The sequence below is a fragment of the Streptomyces sp. NPDC006476 genome (genome assembly GCF_040612015.1).
GTDB classification, from domain to species: domain Bacteria; phylum Actinomycetota; class Actinomycetes; order Streptomycetales; family Streptomycetaceae; genus Streptomyces; species Streptomyces griseorubiginosus_B.
The window spans coordinates 1-19,729 of sequence record NZ_JBEXPK010000055.1 but is presented as its reverse complement, the minus strand read 5'-3'; the positions used below and the strand labels follow the sequence as shown (position 1 = coordinate 19,729).

At 67.3% G+C, this 19,729-nt stretch carries 19 protein-coding genes and 4 pseudogenes; 14 read left to right on the top strand and 9 right to left on the bottom strand.

Annotation, left to right across the window (positions count from 1 at the left end; genetic code table 11):
• The first annotated feature begins 404 nt into the window (after positions 1-404).
• On the top strand, positions 405-563 hold the full coding sequence (locus tag ABZZ74_RS39555) for a transposase (protein WP_356773583.1): 159 nt from the start codon (positions 405-407) through the stop codon (positions 561-563).
• A 178-nt stretch (positions 564-741) separates the two neighbouring features.
• Here ABZZ74_RS39555 and ABZZ74_RS39550 read toward each other — a convergent pair whose 3' ends face one another.
• Complete coding sequence (locus ABZZ74_RS39550) at positions 742-1,734, bottom strand: 4,5-dihydroxyphthalate decarboxylase (RefSeq protein WP_356773517.1); 993 nt, start codon at positions 1,732-1,734, stop codon at positions 742-744.
• Between the two features lie 100 nt (positions 1,735-1,834).
• On the opposite strand from ABZZ74_RS39550, the gene ABZZ74_RS39545 reads away from it, so the two are divergent.
• Positions 1,835-2,476: a TetR/AcrR family transcriptional regulator gene (locus ABZZ74_RS39545; protein WP_356773515.1), complete on the top strand. Its 642-nt coding sequence runs from the start codon at positions 1,835-1,837 to the stop codon at positions 2,474-2,476.
• Positions 2,477-2,732: 256 nt separating this feature from the next.
• On the opposite strand, the gene ABZZ74_RS39540 is transcribed toward ABZZ74_RS39545, so the two are convergent.
• Together ABZZ74_RS39540 and ABZZ74_RS39535 are read right to left on the bottom strand one after the other, a co-directional pair.
• The gene (locus tag ABZZ74_RS39540; protein WP_356773513.1) at positions 2,733-3,518 is read right to left on the bottom strand and encodes a DUF1963 domain-containing protein; all 786 of its coding nucleotides are present in this window, start codon (positions 3,516-3,518) and stop codon (positions 2,733-2,735) included.
• Positions 3,519-3,544: 26 nt separating this feature from the next.
• Positions 3,545-4,183, bottom strand: a complete 639-nt coding sequence (locus ABZZ74_RS39535) for a TetR/AcrR family transcriptional regulator (protein ID WP_356773511.1) — start codon at positions 4,181-4,183, stop codon at positions 3,545-3,547.
• A 121-nt stretch (positions 4,184-4,304) separates the two neighbouring features.
• On the opposite strand from ABZZ74_RS39535, the gene ABZZ74_RS39530 reads away from it, so the two are divergent.
• From ABZZ74_RS39530 to ABZZ74_RS39520, 3 genes and pseudogenes are all read left to right on the top strand, one after another.
• Positions 4,305-5,093 carry an SDR family NAD(P)-dependent oxidoreductase gene (locus ABZZ74_RS39530; RefSeq protein WP_356773509.1) on the top strand — a complete coding sequence of 263 codons (789 nt, stop codon included), beginning with the start codon at positions 4,305-4,307 and terminating at the stop codon, positions 5,091-5,093.
• A 518-nt stretch (positions 5,094-5,611) separates the two neighbouring features.
• A complete protein-coding gene (locus ABZZ74_RS39525; protein WP_356773581.1) occupies positions 5,612-5,761 on the top strand; it encodes an NUDIX domain-containing protein in 150 nt (49 codons plus the stop codon).
• Positions 5,751-6,157: pseudogene (locus ABZZ74_RS39520) on the top strand (RNA-guided endonuclease TnpB family protein); the annotation flags it as partial. The gene ABZZ74_RS39525 and the pseudogene ABZZ74_RS39520, both read left to right, overlap by 11 nt.
• Positions 6,158-6,187: 30 nt before the next feature.
• Here ABZZ74_RS39520 and ABZZ74_RS39515 read toward each other — a convergent pair.
• Positions 6,188-7,471, bottom strand: a complete 1,284-nt coding sequence (locus tag ABZZ74_RS39515) for a SpoIIE family protein phosphatase (RefSeq protein ID WP_356773507.1) — start codon at positions 7,469-7,471, stop codon at positions 6,188-6,190.
• A 473-nt stretch (positions 7,472-7,944) separates the two neighbouring features.
• On the opposite strand from ABZZ74_RS39515, the gene ABZZ74_RS39510 reads away from it, so the two are divergent.
• Entirely contained in the window at positions 7,945-8,220 is a 276-nt protein-coding gene (locus ABZZ74_RS39510) for a hypothetical protein (protein WP_356773505.1), read from the top strand.
• A 232-nt stretch (positions 8,221-8,452) separates the two neighbouring features.
• Positions 8,453-8,983: a hypothetical protein gene (locus ABZZ74_RS39505; RefSeq protein ID WP_356773503.1), complete on the top strand. Its 531-nt coding sequence runs from the start codon at positions 8,453-8,455 to the stop codon at positions 8,981-8,983.
• A gap of 733 nt (positions 8,984-9,716) precedes the next feature.
• Here ABZZ74_RS39505 and ABZZ74_RS39500 read toward each other — a convergent pair.
• A complete protein-coding gene (locus ABZZ74_RS39500) occupies positions 9,717-10,328 on the bottom strand; it encodes a helix-turn-helix domain-containing protein (protein WP_356773501.1) in 612 nt (203 codons plus the stop codon).
• A 144-nt stretch (positions 10,329-10,472) separates the two neighbouring features.
• Between ABZZ74_RS39500 and ABZZ74_RS39495 the strand changes: the two genes are divergently transcribed.
• The 5 genes and pseudogenes from ABZZ74_RS39495 to ABZZ74_RS39475 all read left to right on the top strand — a co-directional run bounded on the left by ABZZ74_RS39495 (position 10,473) and on the right by ABZZ74_RS39475 (position 13,731).
• Positions 10,473-11,207, top strand: coding sequence for an SDR family oxidoreductase (locus ABZZ74_RS39495; RefSeq protein ID WP_356773499.1), 735 nt, complete (start codon positions 10,473-10,475; stop codon positions 11,205-11,207).
• 33 nt (positions 11,208-11,240) lie between these two features.
• Positions 11,241-11,864 carry an NAD(P)-binding domain-containing protein gene (locus tag ABZZ74_RS39490; RefSeq protein WP_356773497.1) on the top strand — a complete coding sequence of 208 codons (624 nt, stop codon included), beginning with the start codon at positions 11,241-11,243 and terminating at the stop codon, positions 11,862-11,864.
• 139 nt (positions 11,865-12,003) lie between these two features.
• Positions 12,004-12,386: pseudogene (locus ABZZ74_RS39485) on the top strand (transposase family protein); the annotation flags it as partial.
• Positions 12,372-12,851 (top strand): RNA-guided endonuclease TnpB family protein, encoded by a 480-nt coding sequence (locus ABZZ74_RS39480; protein ID WP_356773579.1) that lies wholly within the window; start codon positions 12,372-12,374, stop codon positions 12,849-12,851. The pseudogene ABZZ74_RS39485 and the gene ABZZ74_RS39480, both read left to right, overlap by 15 nt.
• Positions 12,852-13,164: 313 nt before the next feature.
• Complete coding sequence (locus tag ABZZ74_RS39475; protein ID WP_356773495.1) at positions 13,165-13,731, top strand: hypothetical protein; 567 nt, start codon at positions 13,165-13,167, stop codon at positions 13,729-13,731.
• 146 nt (positions 13,732-13,877) lie between these two features.
• Here ABZZ74_RS39475 and ABZZ74_RS39470 read toward each other — a convergent pair.
• Together ABZZ74_RS39470 and ABZZ74_RS39465 are read right to left on the bottom strand one after the other, a co-directional pair.
• Positions 13,878-14,421, bottom strand: a pseudogene (locus tag ABZZ74_RS39470) (transposase); the annotation flags it as partial.
• An 81-nt stretch (positions 14,422-14,502) separates the two neighbouring features.
• Positions 14,503-15,465: a zinc-binding dehydrogenase gene (locus tag ABZZ74_RS39465; RefSeq protein WP_356773577.1), complete on the bottom strand. Its 963-nt coding sequence runs from the start codon at positions 15,463-15,465 to the stop codon at positions 14,503-14,505.
• A 94-nt stretch (positions 15,466-15,559) separates the two neighbouring features.
• On the opposite strand from ABZZ74_RS39465, the gene ABZZ74_RS39460 reads away from it, so the two are divergent.
• A complete protein-coding gene (locus tag ABZZ74_RS39460) occupies positions 15,560-16,192 on the top strand; it encodes a helix-turn-helix domain-containing protein (protein ID WP_356773493.1) in 633 nt (210 codons plus the stop codon).
• Positions 16,193-16,370: 178 nt separating this feature from the next.
• On the opposite strand, the gene ABZZ74_RS39455 is transcribed toward ABZZ74_RS39460, so the two are convergent.
• A complete protein-coding gene (locus tag ABZZ74_RS39455; RefSeq protein ID WP_356773491.1) occupies positions 16,371-16,970 on the bottom strand; it encodes a TetR/AcrR family transcriptional regulator in 600 nt (199 codons plus the stop codon).
• A gap of 97 nt (positions 16,971-17,067) precedes the next feature.
• On the opposite strand from ABZZ74_RS39455, the gene ABZZ74_RS39450 reads away from it, so the two are divergent.
• Positions 17,068-18,231 (top strand): epoxide hydrolase family protein, encoded by a 1,164-nt coding sequence (locus tag ABZZ74_RS39450; protein WP_356773489.1) that lies wholly within the window; start codon positions 17,068-17,070, stop codon positions 18,229-18,231.
• Positions 18,232-18,729: 498 nt separating this feature from the next.
• Here ABZZ74_RS39450 and ABZZ74_RS39445 read toward each other — a convergent pair.
• A pseudogene (locus ABZZ74_RS39445) lies at positions 18,730-19,116 on the bottom strand (ABC transporter substrate-binding protein); the annotation flags it as partial.
• Positions 19,117-19,729: the final 613 nt, after the last annotated feature.

The following is a 19,729-nucleotide window of genomic DNA, read 5'->3' as shown; positions in this document are numbered from 1 at the left end:
GGAGCCGACGATGGAGGCCGTGACTCCGCCGTGGAAACCGTCGTCTCCTCCGCTGTCTCAACCGGTAGCACGGGCGAGCTGTCCGCGGAGGCCCGCGCCGCGGTCGCCGAGACACCGAAGCGCATGGCATCCCGCTGGCCGCCTCCCTGACCGGCGGCAACCGCAACGACGTCACCCAGCTCCTCCACTGATCCACGGCTCGATCGTCAGCAGGTGACCTGTCATCAGGGGCAGGTCAGCGCGGGCTGGCACGGCCCCTACCCGACCTCCTCGCCCACCGCGGCCCCGCTGATCGTGGCACGGTTCACCAAGAGCCAGTGCCGTCCCCACCCGGCACGCACGCAGTGCACCAGCACCGCCGACAGCGCCCGCACCGTGAGCTTTCCGCCGGGCGAGCTCCGTGACTGCAACTCCGCGTACGCGCTGAACAGCAGACGCCCGAGTGGAAGGCCCGATACGCGGTTCGCTCCGGAGTGGAAGGCACGGTCAACGAGTTCGCCCACGTGCATGGCATGCGGCGCTACCGCTACGACAGGGAAAGGTGCACGTGCAGCACGTGTTGATGGTCATTGCCGTCAACATCGAGCGCCTTGGCGTACTGTCACCGGCTGAGGAGGCCCCACACCCCGTCAGCCGACTGCTTTCCAGAACCACCTCGACCAGGGCGAGATCTCTCGCCCGAAGTCCTGGCGAACCCTGGGCAGTTGACTCCGCCGACACCAAGACCCCGACAGAGTCACGTTAGGTGTCGAGGAACTCGGGGACGAAGATGTCGTAGCTGGTCAGCAGGCGCTTGGACAGGCCCTGTTCGTGGTGGTAGCGCAGGAAGGTATCGACCGCCTTGCGGTTCGCGCGCAGGCCGTAGGGCCACCAGTCCTCGCCGAGCAGGCTGCGGTTGTGTTCGAACAGGCTGCTGAACCAGGGGGTTACCAGGCTCATGTGCTGCTTCGCGGCGTCCTCGACGTATTTGCGTTGGGCCAGGTCCTTGGCCTTGACGAAGGCGCGGTAGACAGAGCGGAGATCTTCCAAACGGTGCACCAGGTCCTTGCGGACCGCGAGGATGTGCATCGGGGGGAAGATCCCGGTGCGCCGGTAGTAGTCGCGCTCGACGTTCTCGTAGTCGGGGAAGAGTCGGGCGATCTTCGTGGATCCCCGCAACATGGCCTGGGGCACGTCGACCGAGATGAGCGCGTCGATCTCTCCGGACTCGAGCATGGCACCCAGGGTCTGACCGTCGTCGGCGTGCCGCACGTGCACGCCGTCCGGCACCGGCTGCGGGAGCCAGTCGAAGGCGGGGATGGGATGGTTGGTGCCGCCGATGACCCAGCGGCATTGGTCGACGGTGACGCCGTACTCGTCCGACAGGATGCCCTTGGGCCAGATGCCGGCGTCGTGTCCGAAGAGCGCGAACTCGCCGAGTGTCTTGCCGGCGAGGTCCTGTGGCTTCTCGATCCCCGCCTCGGTGTTCACGAAGATGGCGGAGTGCCGGAAGTTGCGGTTCGGGAAGATCGGCAGCGCCATGAATGGCGCGTCCTCCAGGTCGAAGGTGCGCAGAAAGTAGGTCAAGCCGAGTTCCGCTATGTCGTACCGGCCTTCGAGCATGTGCCGGAAGAGATCCGAGACCAGAGGCTCCGTCTCAAGGGTGGCGTCCATCCCGTCGATCTTCACGCGGCCGTCGAACAGCGCCTCGGTGTGCTCGTACCGGTAGGTGCCGATGGTCAGCTCCATGCTCATCAAGATCCTCGCTTCCGTGAATGACCTTTCATTTTCACGATGGGCCCGATATGGTTCCATGTCAAGATGAGAGATCATTCACTTTGAGGGAGGTCTGGTCATGCCGCGGATCACGCCCGAGCGTCGGGAAGCCAAGCGTGCGGAGGTCGTGTCGGCAGCGCGCCGGTGTTTCGCGCGGGGAGGCTTCCACCAGACCTCGATGCCGGACATCGCCGCCGCAGCCGGTGTTTCCGCGGGTGCCCCCTACCGCTACTTCGCGAGCAAGGAGGAGATCATCCTGGCCATCGCCGCGGACGCCTTCCGGCTGATCTTCGAGCCGATGGAGCGGGTGGCCTCGGCCGCTGACGCTCCCTCCCTGGGCCACCTGGTCGCCGCCTCCCTTCAGGCACTGAGTGCCCAGACCGTCACGGACGCCGCAGGGCAGGAGGTGCCGGTCGAGGAACTGCTGCAGTGCGTCGTGCAGACCTGGCCGGAACTGCTGCGCAACGACGGCCTGCACGCCCGCGCCTTGGAGGGCTTCGAAAGGGTCCGTCGCAGCATCGCCGACGCCCTGCGCCGCGGACAAGCGGCGGGCACTGTCCAAACCGTGGACCCGGAGAGCGGCGCACGGGTATTGGTGGCCCTGCTTCACGGATTCCTGCTCCAGCGTGTGGCCTTCGGCTTGACCGACACGACGGCCTTCAACGACGCCGTCCGAGGGTTGCTCGACGGAGCCGAGCGCCCGGACAGCACTCCACCGTGAGCGTTCTCCGGCTTGGGCAGCCAATCCGCTGCACATGCGGATGCGGCACCCCCGCATCCGCGAGCGCCGCGACGGCCCACTTCGCGGCGGGTGTTCCGCTGACAAGCAACGGACGGCAGTGGGAAAGTGACACCCAGGCGGGGCTCCAGGTCGGGGCAAGCCAAGGTCAGCACCATGACCTTGTCGGTCTCACGGTCACGGTCGGTTGGGGTCACATCGAGGAGCCCCAGCATCGCGGGGAGCAAGTGGCCGCTATTTAGACCTGCTGCTCGAACTCCAAGGCTTCGTACCGGCGCCCGGCGATGTCCTCGCGGGTGCCAACAATCAGGGTCTGGGTGTAGACGTTGAGGTCGATCGACTGACCGTGTATCTGCGCCAGGAGAACGAGGTCACCCTCGTCCGGTGCCGACTGCCAAGGACTGGAGAAGCCGCCCAGTTGGACGGCGACTCCGTATGAGGCGCCGCCCGCTGCCGCTCTCCGCACAGCGTCCTCGAAGTCGTCCAGAATGCCGTCGCGGTCCGCGCCGGCGTCCAAGAACGCGCTGGTCGCCGGGGCGTCGCGCCAGTCGGGTGAGACGGTCAGCCCCGGGACCGGATATAGAACATCCGGTTGGTAGACCCGGGCCTGCTCGGGCTCGCCGTCGAGTTCGTACGTCGGCGAGCATTCCATGGTCGACGCGCCGGCGGGAACATGGAGCACCACCGACGACTCCGGCTCGTACTCGATGTCGGTGAAGAACAACAGGCTGCCTTCGGGAGGCAGTTCGATGTCCAGGGCTTCATGAGGGAGCGCCGCACAGTCGACGGTCAGCACCAGAGGTTTGCGCCGACCGGGCCAGTCGACGCCGTCCGGCAGCACGGGGAGGCCTCCCGTGCGTGCGGCGGGCCGGGCGTCTTCCTGCTGGGCGCGCGTCAGGCCGTGTAAGGGGACCAGGTGAAGGCACGGCCGGGAGCCGGCGAGCAGTTCCTGCGCTACTGACCCGGGGACGGCATGTTGCTCGGCTGTCCGGAGAACGAGCTCTTCCACGATCGAAGTGGTCATGACCGCGATCATGCCAGGACCCACTCTCAGGCGCCGTGGGCCCCCGGCGCGCCGTATCGGGCGAGCATGGTCAGCACCGCTTGGTCGACCGCGTTGGTGATGGCGGTGTCGTCGGGCTCCCAGCGTGCGAGCAGCATGCGCGGCCAGAACACGTAGTTGGAGATCATCCCGAGGAATTGGGTCGCTGCCATCTCCGCATCGTCGAGCCGGGCTGTACCAGCGGCGTTCTCCGCTGCCAGGTAGCGGCGGACCGATTCGAAGTAGGGCATCTTGCCGAGCTTGAACTGGGTCTCGCCGAGCTCGGGGAAGCGCGGTACCTCGGCGATGACGATACGGAAGAGGGCGGCCATGCCGGGCTGGGTGAGAAGGGCCACGTATCGGCGTCCGATGGTCTCAAGCCCTGCGCGGAGGTTCCCTGGCTCGGGAAGCGGCGCCTCCCCGTCGTCGACCTTCCAGTATTCGGTGACGATCGCCTCGAACAGGGCCGCCTTGGTCGTGAACTGCTTGAACAGAGTCGCCCTCGACACTCCGGCCGCCTCCGCGATGCGGGCCAGCGAGGTGCCGTCGTAGCCGGAGTCGAGGAACAGCCTCGTCGCTGCCTCGATGATGGACGTCCGCTTCTGCGCTGCCACGCGCCGGTGGTATTCCGAAGGCTGTGCCGTCATGGCCTCCAGTATGCCCCCCATTGCGAGGTGAGTCACTTGACTCGCCTCTAGCTCTGCTCCTACCGTGAGAGAGAAGGTGAGTCACTCGGCTCACCACTATGTAGGTCTGGAAGGAAGCATCATGGGGCGCTTTGAAGGCCAGACCGTCATCGTCACGGGCGGCAGCGGGGGTATGGGCAGTAGTCATGTGCGGGGCTACCACGCCGAGGGGGCGAACGTCGTCATTGCCGGCCGCGACGACGCAGCCGGCCGCGATCTCGCCGCTCAGCTCGGTCATCGGGCCCTGTCCGTTCGCCTGGACGTCGCCAGCGAGGACGACTGGGCGGCACTGGTGCGAGAAGTTGAACGCCACTTCGGGCCGGTCACCATCCTGGTGAACAACGCGGGAGTCCAGAACCCGGCGGCCCCTATCGAGCACACCGAACTCCGCACCTGGGAGCACACCTTCAGCGTCAACGTCACCGGCCAGTTCCTCGGCATCAGGGCCGTGGCTCCGTCGATGCGCAGAGGCGGTGGCGGAACCATCGTCAACATCGCCTCGACCATGGCCCACGTCGGTACGGCCTTCTACGCCCCCTACACCGCCAGCAAGTGGGCCGTGCGCGGGCTGACCAAGACGGCCGCGCTGGAACTGGGGCGCGACAACATCCGGGTCAACTCCATCCACCCCGGCGTCGTCTCCACACCGCTGATCAACGAACCCACCGTCGCGGGCCAGCCGCCCATCGCCGACTTCTACTCGCCCGATCCCTTCGCCATCCCCCGGCTCGCCGAACCGTCTGACATCACCCGCCTGTTGCTCTTCATCACCTCCCAGGACGCATCCTTCGCTACGGGCGCGGAATTCGTCCTGGACGGGGGCCTGCTGCTCGGCCCTGCACTCCAACCCGAATCCGACATCGCCGCTTGAGCCGGCATTGACGTACGGAGCGTGCAGTTGCGGACGCCCGTGCTGCTCAAGGCGGAGCGATCTTGCCCTGCGATGATGACGGGCTGTGGCAGTGGTGATCACGGCGTCCGAGCCGGCCCGGATAGCTCCATTCACTGGGCTGAGCCTGAGTTCTTAACCTCTGCCCGTCGCGCGAAACCCTGCATGGGGTGTGCTGCAGCAGGTCACAGGGAGTGCGGTTGGATCGGCAAGCCGCACACAGAGGTTTGCGAACACCGGCGAAGAGAGACCCGTAGGAGCGGTGTTCCCGAACTTCATCGCTCGGGACGCGGTATCTCACCGTCGTGTGATCGGATCGGACTCTGCGGCGGTGGACGGGGAATCATGGCAAGGTGTTTGCATCCACGGACCCACCGCTCTCGGTTGACGATCGCGGCAACGTCTTGGTCGCGTTCGCCCGCGGGACAGAGGCGGCGCCACCGAGTGACGCGCCACTGCCGGCGGCGTTGGTCGCCCTGTGGCACGCCGACCGTGTCCTCATGGTCTTCGATCGATTTCGCCAGCGGTGGGAATTGCCGGGTGGACGTATCGAGGAAGGGGAATCTCCTCGTCAGGCGGCCGTACGCGAGTTGCTGGAGGAGAGCGGCCAGAAGCCCAACGGGCCACTGCGGTTCATCGGTTATTCGTGAAAATCAAACGATCGTGATCGAGGACCTGACCGTGCGCAGCATGGTCAGGAACCGGAACCTGGCCCGTGCCATCAGCGACGCGGCCTGGGCGGAGTTCCGGAGCATGCTGGAGTACAAAGCCGGCTGGTACGGGCGGGACGTAATCGCGGTGGACCGCTTCTTCCCCTCCTCCAACCTGTGCTCCGCGTGCGGCAGGCTCGCCGCGAGCATGCCGCTCACGTGCGCACCTGGACGTGCGGCTGCGGCACGACCCATGGCCGGGACGTGAACGCGGCGAAGAACCTTCTGGCCGCCGGGCTGGCGGCGTCTGTCTGTGGAGCTGGTGTAAGACCTCAACGGAGCACTCCGGGCGGGCAGTCGGCGACGAAGCAGAAACCCTCACAGCGCGAGCCGTGAGAATCCCCCTCCTTCCAGGAGGGGGAGAAGTCAAAGGCGGATGATGATCAGGGCGATGTCGTCGGGGGCGCCGCTGCTGACGCCGAGCTGCGCGAGCAAGGCGTCGGCGAGACGTTCGGGGCTGTGGCGGGCATGGCGGGCAAGCGCGTCGGTGAGGCGTTGGAGGCTGGCGTCGATGTCCTCGCCGCGGCGTTCGATGAGGCCGTCGGTGTAGAGGACGAAGGTGTCGCCAGGGGTGTAAGGCACGTCGGCCTGAAGGCGGGGGACGTGTTTGAGGCGGGCCCCCAGGGGAGGGTCGGTGGCCTGGTCGAGAAAGTCGCAGGTGCCGTCTTGGTGGAGCAGAACGGGGGGCAGGTGGCCGGCACTGCTGTACAGGATCCGGCGGGCGCGGGTGTCGACGACGGCTTGGACGACGGTGGTGGCCAGGGCACCCTCCACGTAGCGTGCATACAGGCCCAGGACGTCCAGAGCCTTCGCGGGCCCGTCGACGGCCCGGATGACGGCGGACAATGCGCTGCGGAGCATGCCCATGACGGCGGCGGCCTCCAGACCGTGGCCGACGACATCGCCGACCGCGACGGCGAATCTGTCCTCGTGCAGGTCGACCACCTCGTACCAGTCGCCGCACACGTTCAATGACCCGGCGGCGGGCAAGTAGCGCACCGCGGTGTCCTGGTGCCGGGCAAGGTGGGGCGAGTGGAGCATGGCCTCCTGCAAGGTGACGGCGACCTGGCGTTCCCGGGCGTGGGCTTGGCTCAATTCCTCGTTGAGCCGCTTGAGCTCGCGCGCCCGCGCGTACAGTTCGACCTCCATCGCCTCCACGTCGCTGAGCGCTCCGCCATCTCGCGGGCGGGGGTGGGAGAGGATGAACGAGGTCACGTCCTCCCCCCGGTGAAGGATCCACTCAACCCGCCCATCGGGCCCGAGCACCGGGGTGTTGATCGCGGACCACCATCGTTCCTCGAACACGCCGGGCCGGTCGGCCACGGGAATGTCGTACTTCATCGGCGCCATCGTGTCCCGCTCCTTCGAGCGCAGGACCCGGTGCAGGGAGGCGTGCAGATTCCGCACTCCGTCAGCATCCGGGTCCGCCGGATTGTCGGGGAAGGCGTCGAAGAGGTACTGCCCGAGCAGATCCCCCCGAGTACGTCCGGTCACCTGGCAGGCCGCCTCATTGACGTCGGCGAGCACCAGATCCGGGCCCAGCACCATGCAGGGGCTGGGGGTGACCGCGAACAGCGCCTTGTAGTCGATCCCCGACCTCGCCCCTCGCCGCGGCCGTGCATCCTCATCTGGGCTGTTCTCGTCCCTCACCCTTACGTTCTACCGTTCGTCGGCGCCCTCGGCACCTGGGCACATCGCCTGCCCTCGGCCCGTAAGCCTCTGCATCGTCATGACAGCGCCTCGAACGCTGATCGCCTCTGGTCACCCGCAACATCGATGAGCCGCGGGCCCACGTCCTCACGGCTCGATGACCCGCCACCGGGGATACGTTTCAACATGTTCGCTGTCAGGCGCGATCGTGTCACCGGCCATCGTCGGCGTCCTGCTTGATCTCGACGATCGGCAACAGCTGACGCAGGGTGGGGCCGGATCGTGTGGGGACGTCCGTGAGGCGTTCCAGAAGGCGGCTTGGTGCGGCGCGTGGCCATCGTTGACGGCTGCCTGTTCTTCGTCGGTCAGTGGGATCGCGGCCGGCATGGGCCGGAGGTCGCCTTCGCCTCGAGAAGCTGGCCTTCGCTGGAGTCCTTCGGCGCGTAGAAGTCGCAGCGCGCGCAGGTCATGCGGTGCGGACACTGATCGAAGAGCGTGTACGTGCAGTAGTCATGGCCAAGGTCGTAGTGCTGCCGCGGTTCACCAGCTTGTCTTTGCAGGCCTTGGTCGAACAGCTGACTGGCGACGGTAGAGCCCGGCGGTTGCAGACCCGTTGTCCGGCCCGTCTGTCGGTCTGCTTCGGCTGGCACGGGCGAAACGCTTCCCAGGCGCTGATCGACATCTTTGATCCTATGATCATGATCCAACTGCACTCTCCCGCCTGTTCGATTCTCTGTTCGATAATGTGAGCGTGAGAAGTGAGTGGCCATGACGGCCGGCAGAGGGTGCGTGGGGTGTCGACGGTGACGCATATGCGCTGACCGGACCGTGTGCCGGAGGAGGCTTACCGGCAGGTTCTGGAGCTGCGGGCGGGGCTGTCCCGGTGGTGCACGTGCTGCCGCCCGCCGCGGCTCTGGTGGAGCTGAAGGTGGCCCGCGTCACCACCAGGCGGATGCCCGCCGGCTGGGGGAGGTCCTGCGCGTGCGGACGCTCTCGCGTCTGGGGGTCGACGTACGGGTCGGCATCGCTCCCTCGGTCACGGTGGCGGCTACCGCCTCCGCCCGGATCCCCCAGCCCGGCGGCGTCCTTGCGGTCAACCCCCACCAGACGGCCGGCCGGCTCAGGCAGCTGCCGGTCGACGCCCTGCACGGCATCGGCTCGGTAACAGGCGGCGATGCTGTGGGAGCACGGCATCCACTACGTCGGCCTGCTTGCCGCCACCCGGCCGAGCACCGTCCAGCGCCTGCTGGGCGGGTGCGCACCGTGGCCGACCGGGCCCGCGGCATCGACCCGCGCCCCGTCGGCTCTCGCACTCCGCCCGCCAGCAACCGTCCGCTTCTCCTGCGACCGACTTTGGACGGCGCTGACGTGCGCGCCGCCCTGCTGGAGCTGGCGGTTCGCCTCGGGCAGCTACTGCGCCACCGTGAGCAGGCGACCCGCGTCGTCGCCCTTACGGTTCTGGCCGCGCCCGGGTCCGCGAGGGTGAACTGGCCTCGTCCATGGCAACCCTGATGCGGCGCATTCGTTTTCGTACGCGGATTCGTACACGGAGGACGTCGCAGCGGCGTTGGTGGCGGTCAGCGGCGACGAGCGGGCCTGGGGCGGGCTTGGCACGCCCCGGTCATCACCACGACCCTGCGCCAGGCCGCGACCCACCTCGCCGAACTCCACGGAGCGCCCGAACCGCGGTTGGAGTCGCTCACCGAACGGGAAACGGCGCTGCCGTCCTTTACCGATCCACCGTGGCGGGAGTTCGCCGAGATGAGCTACCGGGTCTAATGGCAGTGCACCGGGCTTCAGCCCGGTGGTGAAGCGATTCTGAGAAGTGCTGTGACCCGCGCTGTGCGCATGGGTCCGCACTGTCTACCTCAGCTCAGACGGGCCGGTTCTGCTGCTCGATGTACTGAGCATTTTCAGCGTGGCCACTGATCGGGTGACGGTGGCGGGGTGAGGGCGAGGTCCGCAACGGACAGGGCTCCCGTGCCGTTGAGCTGTCCGGCAGAGCGTGGAGGCTGTTCAGCAATACGGCAGCGTGCGGGGCCGGCAGTTGCCAGGCCGACCACGTCGGCGGGTCCTCGCGGTCGCCGGTCTCCCCGGCGACTTCTGCCGCGGCCTTCAGCAGGCGGGCGGCCGGTCCCGAAAAAGTCGGCAGGTCTGGGCCGGGTGGCGGGCGGCTGGTGTCGCATAACCAGCGGGTGCGGCCGCGCGACCGGCAGCGCGTCCAGCCCGGCCGTGGAGTGCCGAGTCAGCTTGGCACTTCCTCCCGTCGCCGGTCATCGCCGGATGTGGCGGGGACGGCGTTGTCGATGAGGGCGGCGGCGATGGCGGCGGCGGTGGGGAAGGCGTCGGCGTCGAGGACCCGGGTGCGGGCCGCGGCGCCGTCGATGAGCAGCGCGAGCTGCTCGCCGAGCTGTTCGGGGTTGGCGGCGCCGGCTTCGCGGGCGGTGTCGGCGAGCCGCGCGGCGACGGCTTTCTTGTAGTCGCGTGCGTACTGGGATGCGGGGTGCTGGGGGTCGTGGAGTTCGACGGCGGCGGCGATGTAGGGGCACAGCGGGGTGGTAGGGGGGACGTCGAAGGCGGCGAGGAGCCGTTCGCGGGGCGTGAGATCGGTGCGGTCGAACACGCCGGACAGCACGGAGGGGTCGAACCGCCGCAGGTACTCGGCGACGAGTTCGTCCTTGCCGGAGAAGTGCTGGTAGGCCGTGCGCTTGGACACCTCGGCCGCCGCGCAGAGCTGGTCCATGCCGGTGCGGTTGATGCCCTGCTCGCGGAACAGTTGCTGGGACGCGCTGAGGATGCGCTCGCGGGCGCCCCGGCCGCGGCGGCGGCCCGTGGGGCCCTTCTCCAACTCCGTCATGGGCCCATGGTACCCAAGCTGGGTAACGACCGGTGTACATAGTTTGCGCCCCGGCCACCCGCCCCGTACCGTAAGCACACAGGACGGTGTACATAACACCGTCGTTCCAGGTGCGCACGGCACCAACGACCCAAGGGAGCAAGCATGGGAAAGCTCGACGGCAAGGTCGCGGTCATCACCGGCGCCACCACCGGCATGGCACTGGCCGGCGCGAAGCTGTTCGTCGACGAGGGAGCGCACGTCTTCATCACCGGCCGCCGCCAGGACGCCCTGGACGAGGCCGTGAAGCAGATCGGCCGCAACGTCACCGGCGTCCAGGGCGACGCCGCCGACCTGGACGACCTGGACCGCCTGTACGACACCGTCAAGCGGGAGAAGGGCAGCCTCGACGTGCTGTGGGCCAGCGCCGGTGGCGGCGAGCCCGCCCCGCTCGGCGAGATCACCGAGGCCCAGTTCGACACCTGGTTCGGGCTCAACGCCCGCGGCACCCTGTTCACCGTCCAGAAGGCCCTCCCGCTCTTCAACGACGGTGGCTCCATCCTCATGACCGGCTCCAACGCCTCCCTCGGCGCCTTCCCCGGCTGGAGCGTCTACGCCGGCAGCAAGGCCGTCCAGCAGGCCTGGGCCCGCATCTGGCTCAACGAGCTCAAGGACCGCCGTATCCGCGTCAACGTCCTGACCCCCGGCCAGGTCGCCACCGCCAAGCAGGAAGAACTCTTCGACGAGGCCACCAAGCGCCAGTTCGAGTCCCTCATCCCCCGCGGCCAGATGGGCCGCCCCGACGAAATCGCCACCGCCGCCCTCTTCCTCGCCTCCGACGACTCCAGCTACGTCAACGGCATGGAACTCGTCGCCGACGGCGGCACCACCGCCATCTGAACCGGCCGACACACAACCAGGGCAGGACATCCCATGAGCAACATCAGCATCATCGGCACCGGAAACATGGCCCGCACCATCGGCATGCGGGCAATAGCGGGCGGCAACACTGTCGAGGTCATGGGCCGCGATCAGTCCAAGGCCGCCGACCTGGCCAAGGCACTCGGCGACGGCGCCACGACCGGAGAATGGGGCACCGCCCCGGCCGGGGACATCGTCATCGTGGCCCTGTTGTACGACGGTGTCGTGTCGGCCGTCGCCCAGTACGGAGACGCACTCGCGGGCAAGGTCATCGTCGACATCAGCAATCCCTTCAACTCCACGTTCGACGGTCTGGCCCACCACGAGGAGACCTCGATCGCGCAGGAAGCCGCCAAAGCGGCCCCGGCCAGCGCCAGTGTGGTGAAGGCGTTCAACACCGTCTTCCGCCATGTCCTGGAGAAGGGCCGGCCCGACGTCTTCATCGCCGGCGACAATGCGCAGGCCAAGGCAAGTGTGGAGGCGTTCATCGAGAGCCTCGGACTGCGCCCGCTGGACGTCGGTGGCCTGAAAATGGCGCACTGGCTGGAAGGAGCGGGCGTGGTCACAGTAGGCCTCGCCAACCACGGGGTGGGGAACTTGGACTTCGCCCTCAGCATCACCGAACTTCCCGTCTGAGCAAACGGTTGATGGCGCCTTTTCAGAGCGGCCACCGATCGGGGGACGGAGCTGGCGTGAGGCCGGGGCGCAACGGACAGGGCTCCCGTGCTATTGAGGGAGGTGTTCGAAGGCTCAACTCAGCAGCACAGGAGCCCTGTTGGTTCCCCATCCTGCCGCACTGGACCTGCCACACGCCTTGGTCGAGTGGGTACCATGCTCATCTTCACCCGTGAGAGTGACCGCCGCTGCAAACTCCCGCCCCACGAGCGGGCACTCGTCGGCCTGGTCTACCTGCGCCGGCACGACACCCTCGCGCAGATCGCCGCGGGCTTCGGCATATCCGTCGGCACCGCCCACGCCTACGTCACCGCTGTCGTCGATCACCTGTCCCGCCGGGCGCCCGGACTGCTGCGGGTCCTGCGGGAGACCGATCCCGAGTACGTCCTGCTCGACGGCGGGCTCGCCGAGTGCGACCGAGTCGGCGACAGCCGGGCCGACTTCTCCCAGAACCACCGCCGCCACGGGGTGAACGTGCAGGTATCGCGGCGCGAGTTCCACCACCAGCCCTCCACCCGGCTGATCCGCGATAACCAAGCGGTCGCCGTGGAAGACCTGGCGGTGAAGGGGCTCGCCCGTACACGCCTGGCCAAGTCCGTCCACGACGCCGGATGGTCCGCGTTCGTGACGATGCTGGAATACAAGGCCGCGAAGTTCGGCCGCGGCTTCCACCGCGTCGGACGGTTCGAGCCGACCTCCCAGGTCTGGTCGCAGTGCGGCGTCAAGGACGCTCCCAAGCCCCTGCACATCCGCGTGTGGGAATGCGGGGCTTGCGGGGCTGTCCTCGACCGGGACATCAACGCGGCGGTCAACGTCGCCAAGGCCGCCGGACTGGCGGTGGCAGCCTGTGGAGCGCGAGTAAGACCGGGACTCATCCCCGCACAGCGCGGTGAAGCAGGAACCCACCGAGACGGTCAGCCGACCGTGGTAGGAATCCCCGGGCTCTAGCCCGGGGAGCGGAAGTCAAATGTCCGAGCGTCCATTGGTTGGTCGTGGACGACAGCGATATCCCCGACACCTTCGGACTCAAGCCCTCAACGCTCCGCGAAGCGCTGGCGGCCTAGTAATGGCCTAGTAATGCGGCGGTGGGCGCGCCGGGGCTCCCGGCCCGCCCACGCCTGTAAGAACTCCCGGCAGAACAGCATTCCCCGGCTCATCATGTGGGGTGGATGTATACCCGGGGGATGTCTGTCGGGCAGGTTCTCCGTCACACTGGACGTACTCGTTCGAGGGGGTAGCCGTGGCGGGGGAGGAAGGGCCGGTGACGGAACCGGGCCCGTTCGAGCTGGAAGCCGTCGTGGTGGGGCAGCCGAAGCGTTCATGGTGGCGCAGGTACACGGGCCCCGTCCTGGCCGTGTCCACCGTGGAGGGGACCCCGCTGGCCTGGGTCACGTACACCGACGACACGCACTGCGACCTCACGAAGCCGTCGGGCGAACTCCTGGTCCGGATCGAGAAGTTAGGATCGGCGAAGTTCCGCTTCACCGACGACGCCGGCCGTGAGGTCGGCACCGCCGGTGCCCGTGGGTTCATCAAGACCCGGCAGCTGAGCCTCCAGACGGAGCAGGGACGCCGACTCCTCCTCACGCGGCCGGGTTCCCCGTTCGTCCAATGGCATCTCACGCAGACCGATCCGGATGAGAGCCCGGCGCCGGAGATTCTCGGCCGGGTCACGGTGAGCACCATCGACTCGTGGATCGGATTGCAGCAGTACGTCGTCGAAATGGACCCTTGCCTGGACGCCTCCCAACGGCGCACCGTCGTCGCCTCGGTGGTCTGTCTGCACCTGCTCCGCCGGCCTCTGGGTGCCAGCACCGCACCGGCGTGAACGTGGCCCTGGTACTGCTCCTGGAACGCGTCACCGCCTTCGCTTCACCTCGGGGCACCCGCTTGCGTTCGGGCGCCCCCCCAGCAGCGCTGCTCGTGTCTCTCATCGCTACCCGGACGTCGGGTGGGATCGGAACCTTCGGTGGCGAGAAGGTCCAGCAGGGTCTCGCGCTCGTCGGCCTTGGCCCCGGTCAGGGAGAAGGCGACGGGCAGGCCCTGGAGGGTGCACACCAGGTGCAGTCGCAGGCCCCAGAAAAAGCGGCTGTGGCTGGCGCAGTAGCCGTACTCGGCCCATCCGGCCAGGTCGGAACGTTTGACGGTCTCGCAGGAGCGGCCGCATTCCACCGGCGTGGAGTCCACGATCCACCCGTCGTCGCTTCACACGGAGGTGTCGGCGGCCAGCAGTCGGGGGACGCGCCGCAGCAGACCGGCGGCCTTTCGCAGCCGCTTGTTGTAGCCGGGGCTGCTTGGGCAGGTACGGGAAAAGATGTCGCAGGTGGGAGCGGGCGTGCCGGAGCCACCTGGCCTCGGAGGTGAAGCCGAGCATGGCCTGCATCATCGCCAGGGTCACCAGCTCGGCGTCGCTGAGCTGCGGCGCAATGCCCACGGCCGGCCGCCATGGCCCGAACTGCGGCGAACCCTTCAGCAGATCATCGGTCTTCGCGTAGAGCGCGGTCGCGAGGGAGTCCAACTCTGTCTTCGCGCACCGACATTGGACTCCCTCGCGTCGACTGAGCAGGGGTCGTGGCAATCCCGGCGTGGATAGCTTCGACTACGGTGTCAGCACGATCCTGCCGAAGACCTCGCCCGCGTCCATTTTCTGGTGCGCCAGTACGGCTGCGTCCAGTGGCAGCACCTCGTGCACCACTGTTTCGATCTCGCCCCGGCTCGCTGCGGCGAACTGCTCGCTCCGCACGGCACGCCGTTCGGCTGCGGTGACGGTGGCTGCGCTGAAAGCGGCGAAGGACATCGACTTCTGGAACGCCGCCATGATCTTCGTGCCGAAGTCCGCCGGTGGCTGGCCTGCGACAGCGCCCACGGCCACCATGCGGCCGTTCGGGTTGAGCCGGTCGAAGAACGACGGCATGTCCTTGCCGGCCACCACGTCGATGATGACGTCATAGCCTGCGGGAGATGGTTCCCCTCCGTCGCCGGAGCGGTCCAGCACGTGGGTCGCGCCGAGGCGTCGCAGTTGCTCGCCGCGCTCGGCCGAGGAGGTGGTGACCGCCACTGCGGCGGCGGCGCCGCGAGCGGCGAGTTGCACTGTCATGATCCCGATGCTGCCGGCCGCACCACGCACCAGGACTGTCTCCCCGGGAGCGAAGTGGGCGTGGCGGAGCCCGAAGTGGGCCACCACGCCGGAGCTGTCGAGTGTCACCGCATCGACTGCGGACAGGTTCACGGGCAGGGGAACGATCTCCTCGACCGGCGCGAGGGCCTGTTCGAGGTAGCCTCCGCCGGTGCCGGTGAAGGCCCACACCCGCCCGCCGATCCACGACGCGTCGACGCCGTCGCCGACCGCGGTCACGGTGCCCGCCACCTCGCTGCCCGGGATGTGGCCCTCCTTGAAGCCGTAGGCGGCCAGAGCCCCGGTTCTGATCACGGTGTCGACACCACCGACGCCCACCGCCTCGGTGGCTATCAGTACCTGCCCGGCAGCAGGTGCGGGTACCGGCAGGCGGACAACAGCCAGACCGTCAGGACTTCCGAACGTCTGGATCGAGATTGCCTTCAAGGTGGTCTCCAGGTTCTCGGACAGCTCAAGCACGAGAGCTTCTGCGTCTCGGACGGTAACGGACGCCCCCGTCCGTTTAGGTAAAGTGAGAGTGGTGACCGACCGTTTGCCTCATACGTTGCGTTCCGACGCGCTGGACAACCGCGAACGCATCCTCGACGCGGCCCGAGCGCTGTTCTCCACCGATGGCCTGGACGTGCCGATGCGGGAGGTCGCGCGGCGTGCCGGGGTGGGACCTGCCACCTTGTACCGTCGCTTCCCGACCAAGCAGATGCTGGTCGCCGAGGCCTTCGCGGACCAGCTGAATGCATGTCGCGCCATTGTCGACGAGGGGTGCGCCGATCCTGATCCGTGGCGTGGCCTGTGCCTGGTGATCGAGAGGATCTGTGAGCTGCACGCACGCGATCGGGGCTTCACCGAAGCCTTCCTGTCGACCTACCCGGAGGTGAAGGATGTCGCCGCAGGCCGTGAGTACACGGTGAAAGCAGTCGCCGAACTGGCTCAGCGAGCCAAGGAAGCGGGGCACCTGCGGTCCGACTTCGTCCTGGACGACCTGATTCTCATACTCATGGCTAACAAGGGGATCCACGCCACATCGACCGCCAGCCAGGTCAAGGCCTCCCGACGCTTCGCAGGGTTGGTGATCCAGGCGTTCGAAGCCTGCCCTCAGCACGCACCACTACCGCCAGCGGCACGGCTGGCATCCGCAGCACCGGACAGCACCTGACCGTGGGTGAGCGGTATTTGCGCTCGACGCACGAACCACTGAACCCCTTGGAGCAGATCATCTAGAGACTCGTCGACATCGTCGCGATCACACTGCTCTTACCGGCTACCAAGCGAGGTGCGGTGACGATGTCGTGTCCGGAGCAGGACGAACCGCGGCTCCGCTCGGGTGCTGCGGGTCAGGGCTGGTCGCCCACGAGAGCAATTGCGCGCGTCTCGGGAACTCCCAGCATCAGCAGGCTCGTGATCGTCGCTGCTCGGGCGCCGAGGGTCCCGTTCGACAGGTCGCTGTCCGCGATGGCGAACACGACGCCGTAGGCAACTTGGCTCAGGATGCCCGCCGGCAGGTGCTGTGCGAACACGTCGCCTTCCTGGCCGCGTTTCACGAGGTCGGCGAGGAGCTCATCGACCGGCCCGAGCAGGCCGTGGATCGCCTCGCCGTACTCGCCACGGCGCAGCGCCAACAGCACTCGGTACCGGTGCGTCACCGGCCAGACGCGGGCGATGAATTCGACCCACGTCGCGTCCGCTTCCGCGCCGGAGGCGTTGACTTCGGTGAGCACGGCTGTCATCTCGGTGACGGCCCGTTCCGTGAGTGTGCGAACCAGGTCGAGGCGTGAGGGGAAGTGGTCATAGACCGTGCGACGGACGACTCCGGCAGCGGAGGCGATGTCTCCCATTCCGGCGTCGGGGTTCTCTCCCAGCACATCGAGGGCGACGTCGAGGATGCGATCACGTGTCTCGCGCATCGAGCGCACACGGGAGGACTCGGTGGACACGGCACCAGTATTGCACACGGGTGTACAGTGAGATGGACTGTACACCCGTGTGCAGTGGATAGTTGTGCTGCGCTTCGAAGCCCAGGAGAAGAAGGCAATGACCGCACCGACGCCGCCTGCCTCGGCCCTCGTCCGCCCGTTCACCGTCTCGATCCCGGAATCGGAGATCGACGACATCAAGCAGCGACTGGCCAGAACTCGATGGCCGGATCCGGAAACGGTGGGCGACTGGTCGCAAGGGGTCCGGGTAGAGAACGCCAGATCTCTGGTCGACTACTGGGAGCGCGGCTACGACTGGCGGCGCTTCGAGTCCGAGCTCAATCGCTTCCCCCAATTCCTGACCGAGATCGACGGACTGGACATCCACTTCATCCACGTCAGGTCCAAGAATCCCCACGCGATGCCGCTGATACTCACGCACGGATGGCCGGGCTCGATCGTCGAGTTCCTGAAGCTGATCGGCCCGCTGACCGATCCGGTTGCGTTCGGAGGAGACGCCGCCGACTCATTCGACGTCGTCGTCCCCTCGCTCCCCGGGTTCGGCTTCTCCCAGAAGCCCACGGAGACCGGGTGGACCGTCTCGCGCATCGCCAGCGCATGGGTGGAGCTGATGAAGCGACTCGGCTACACGAGATGGGCCGCGCAGGGCGGCGATTGGGGTGCCGTCGTCACCACCGCCCTCGGGGCCATGCAACCTGAGGGGCTTCTTGGAATTCACCTGAACACCCAGTACGCCTTTCCGGCACAGATACCCGACACCTTGTCGCCCGAACAGCGCGACGCCGTGGAGACCCTCGCCCTCTACGCCGGTGATCTCGGTGGGTCGAACCACCTTCAGGGCACGAAGCCGGAGACTGTCGGCTTCGCCCTGGCGGACTCTCCCGTCGGCCAGGTGGCCTGGATCTACGAGAAGTTCCAGTCCAAGACCGACAACCACGGGCTCGCCGAGGACGCTGTCAGCGTCGACGACATGCTCGATGCGATATCCCTCTACTGGTTCACCAACAGCGCAGCGTCGTCCGCCCGCATCTACTGGGAGAACAGATCGCTCACTTTCGCCGGCCCGAAGGTGACGCTTCCGGTCGCGGTGACCGTCTTCCCGAGGGACATCCCACGCGTGCCACGCAGCTGGATCGAAGACACCTACAGCAATCTGATCCACTACGGCGAGGCCGACAAGGGCGGGCACTTCGCGGCCCTGGAACAGCCCGAGATCCTGGTCGGCGAAATCCGCACCGGACTGCGCACCCTTCGTTCCTGACGCCAACGCGCGAGCTCAGCGGGCAATAAGCGAGTCTTCTACCGTTTTGCCCGCTGGTCTGGATCAGGGTTGCTGGTCGGCGGGGCTGTCGGGGCCTGAGGGCCGGGCTGTGCGAACAGCCCGGGTTCGGTCTCGTCGAGGAAAGGCTGACCAGGCGTTTGAGTTTCGCGCGGGTGTCTTCGACGTGCTTGGGCATCGAGGGCAGGTCTTCCGGCCAGGCTGAGTCCAGGGCCTAGCGGACCGAGCCGCGCAAGCCGTTGCCGCCGCGGCCGGTCGGCACTGGATCCGTACAAGGCGGTGATCGACGAGATCCTACGGGCTGACCTGGATGCGCCGAGCAAGCAGCGGCACACGGTCACGCGGATCTTCCACCGGCTCGTTGAGGAGCACGACGCGAACGTGTCGTATCCGATGGTCAGGCGCTACGCCGATGGCCTGCAGAGTCTGGGTCAGGGTGTCGCTGACGGCGGGGGCTCCGGCGCAGACGATCTTCCCCTTCGGGAAGCCGGCCTCCTTCACGAGTTTCTTGGCCTGGGCGAGTTCGTCGGCACTGCCTCCGGTACCGCCGCTCTTCGTCGCCGTCACTGGCCCGTACGCGTCGCCGGGCACCATGCTGCGGGAGGCGATCGCGGCGCCGCCGAAGGCGGTAGCGGCGACCGCGGTCCGGTTCGGCGCCAGGAACAGGGCCTTGCGGATCCGCACGTCCTGCAGCGGGCCGGGCTTCGCCGAAATGAGGTAGAACGAGAGCAGGGACTTGCCGTAGTACACCTTGCCGTGCTTGCCGAGCGTGTTGAGCGCGGAGGTCGGCGGCTGGTACATGCCCTGGATCGCGCTGCCGGTGAGCGCCCGGGTCTGCGAGCTGTCACCCTGCAGGAAGCTGAACACGACCTGACGTGTCGTCCGCGGGGAACGCGTCTTCTGCGCCTCGGAAAGGACCCCCTTGAGTTATCGCCTGACATGGGGAACCTGGTCCAGCAGATCGCGACTGACCGCCGCCGCAACGGCCAGATCGGTCAGATCGACGCTCCTTGGCTCTTCACTGGGATTCGTCCGGGCCGACACCTCAGCCACGTCACTCTCGCTGCCTGACTCAAGCGGCTAGGGATCCGGTCCTTGCCCAGCCGCTCAGCCGCAATCCGTGACTGGACCGCCGAAGTCCCAGCCGCAGTGGTCAACCGCCTTCTCGGCATCAGTACCTCAACCGCTACAAGCTGGGCCAAGCGATCATCTAAGGCTTCCTATGCTGCTGAAGTAGCCCGCCGAAGTGACCAAGACAAGTGACTTGGGGTGGCAAGGACACGGCACTGGCCCTGACCACCACTCGGGGGTCACGGCCGCTTCGTCTCCCTGAACGGCGTCTGCATCAGCCACTCCTTCCGCCGCTGAGGGAACTGCCCTAGGCGCTGTTTCTCGGATCATGTGCGGAGCCAGACGATGAGTGCTGCGAGGGTGACTGTGCCGAGGTAGGTGTAGGCCCGTTTCTCGTAGCGTGTGGCGA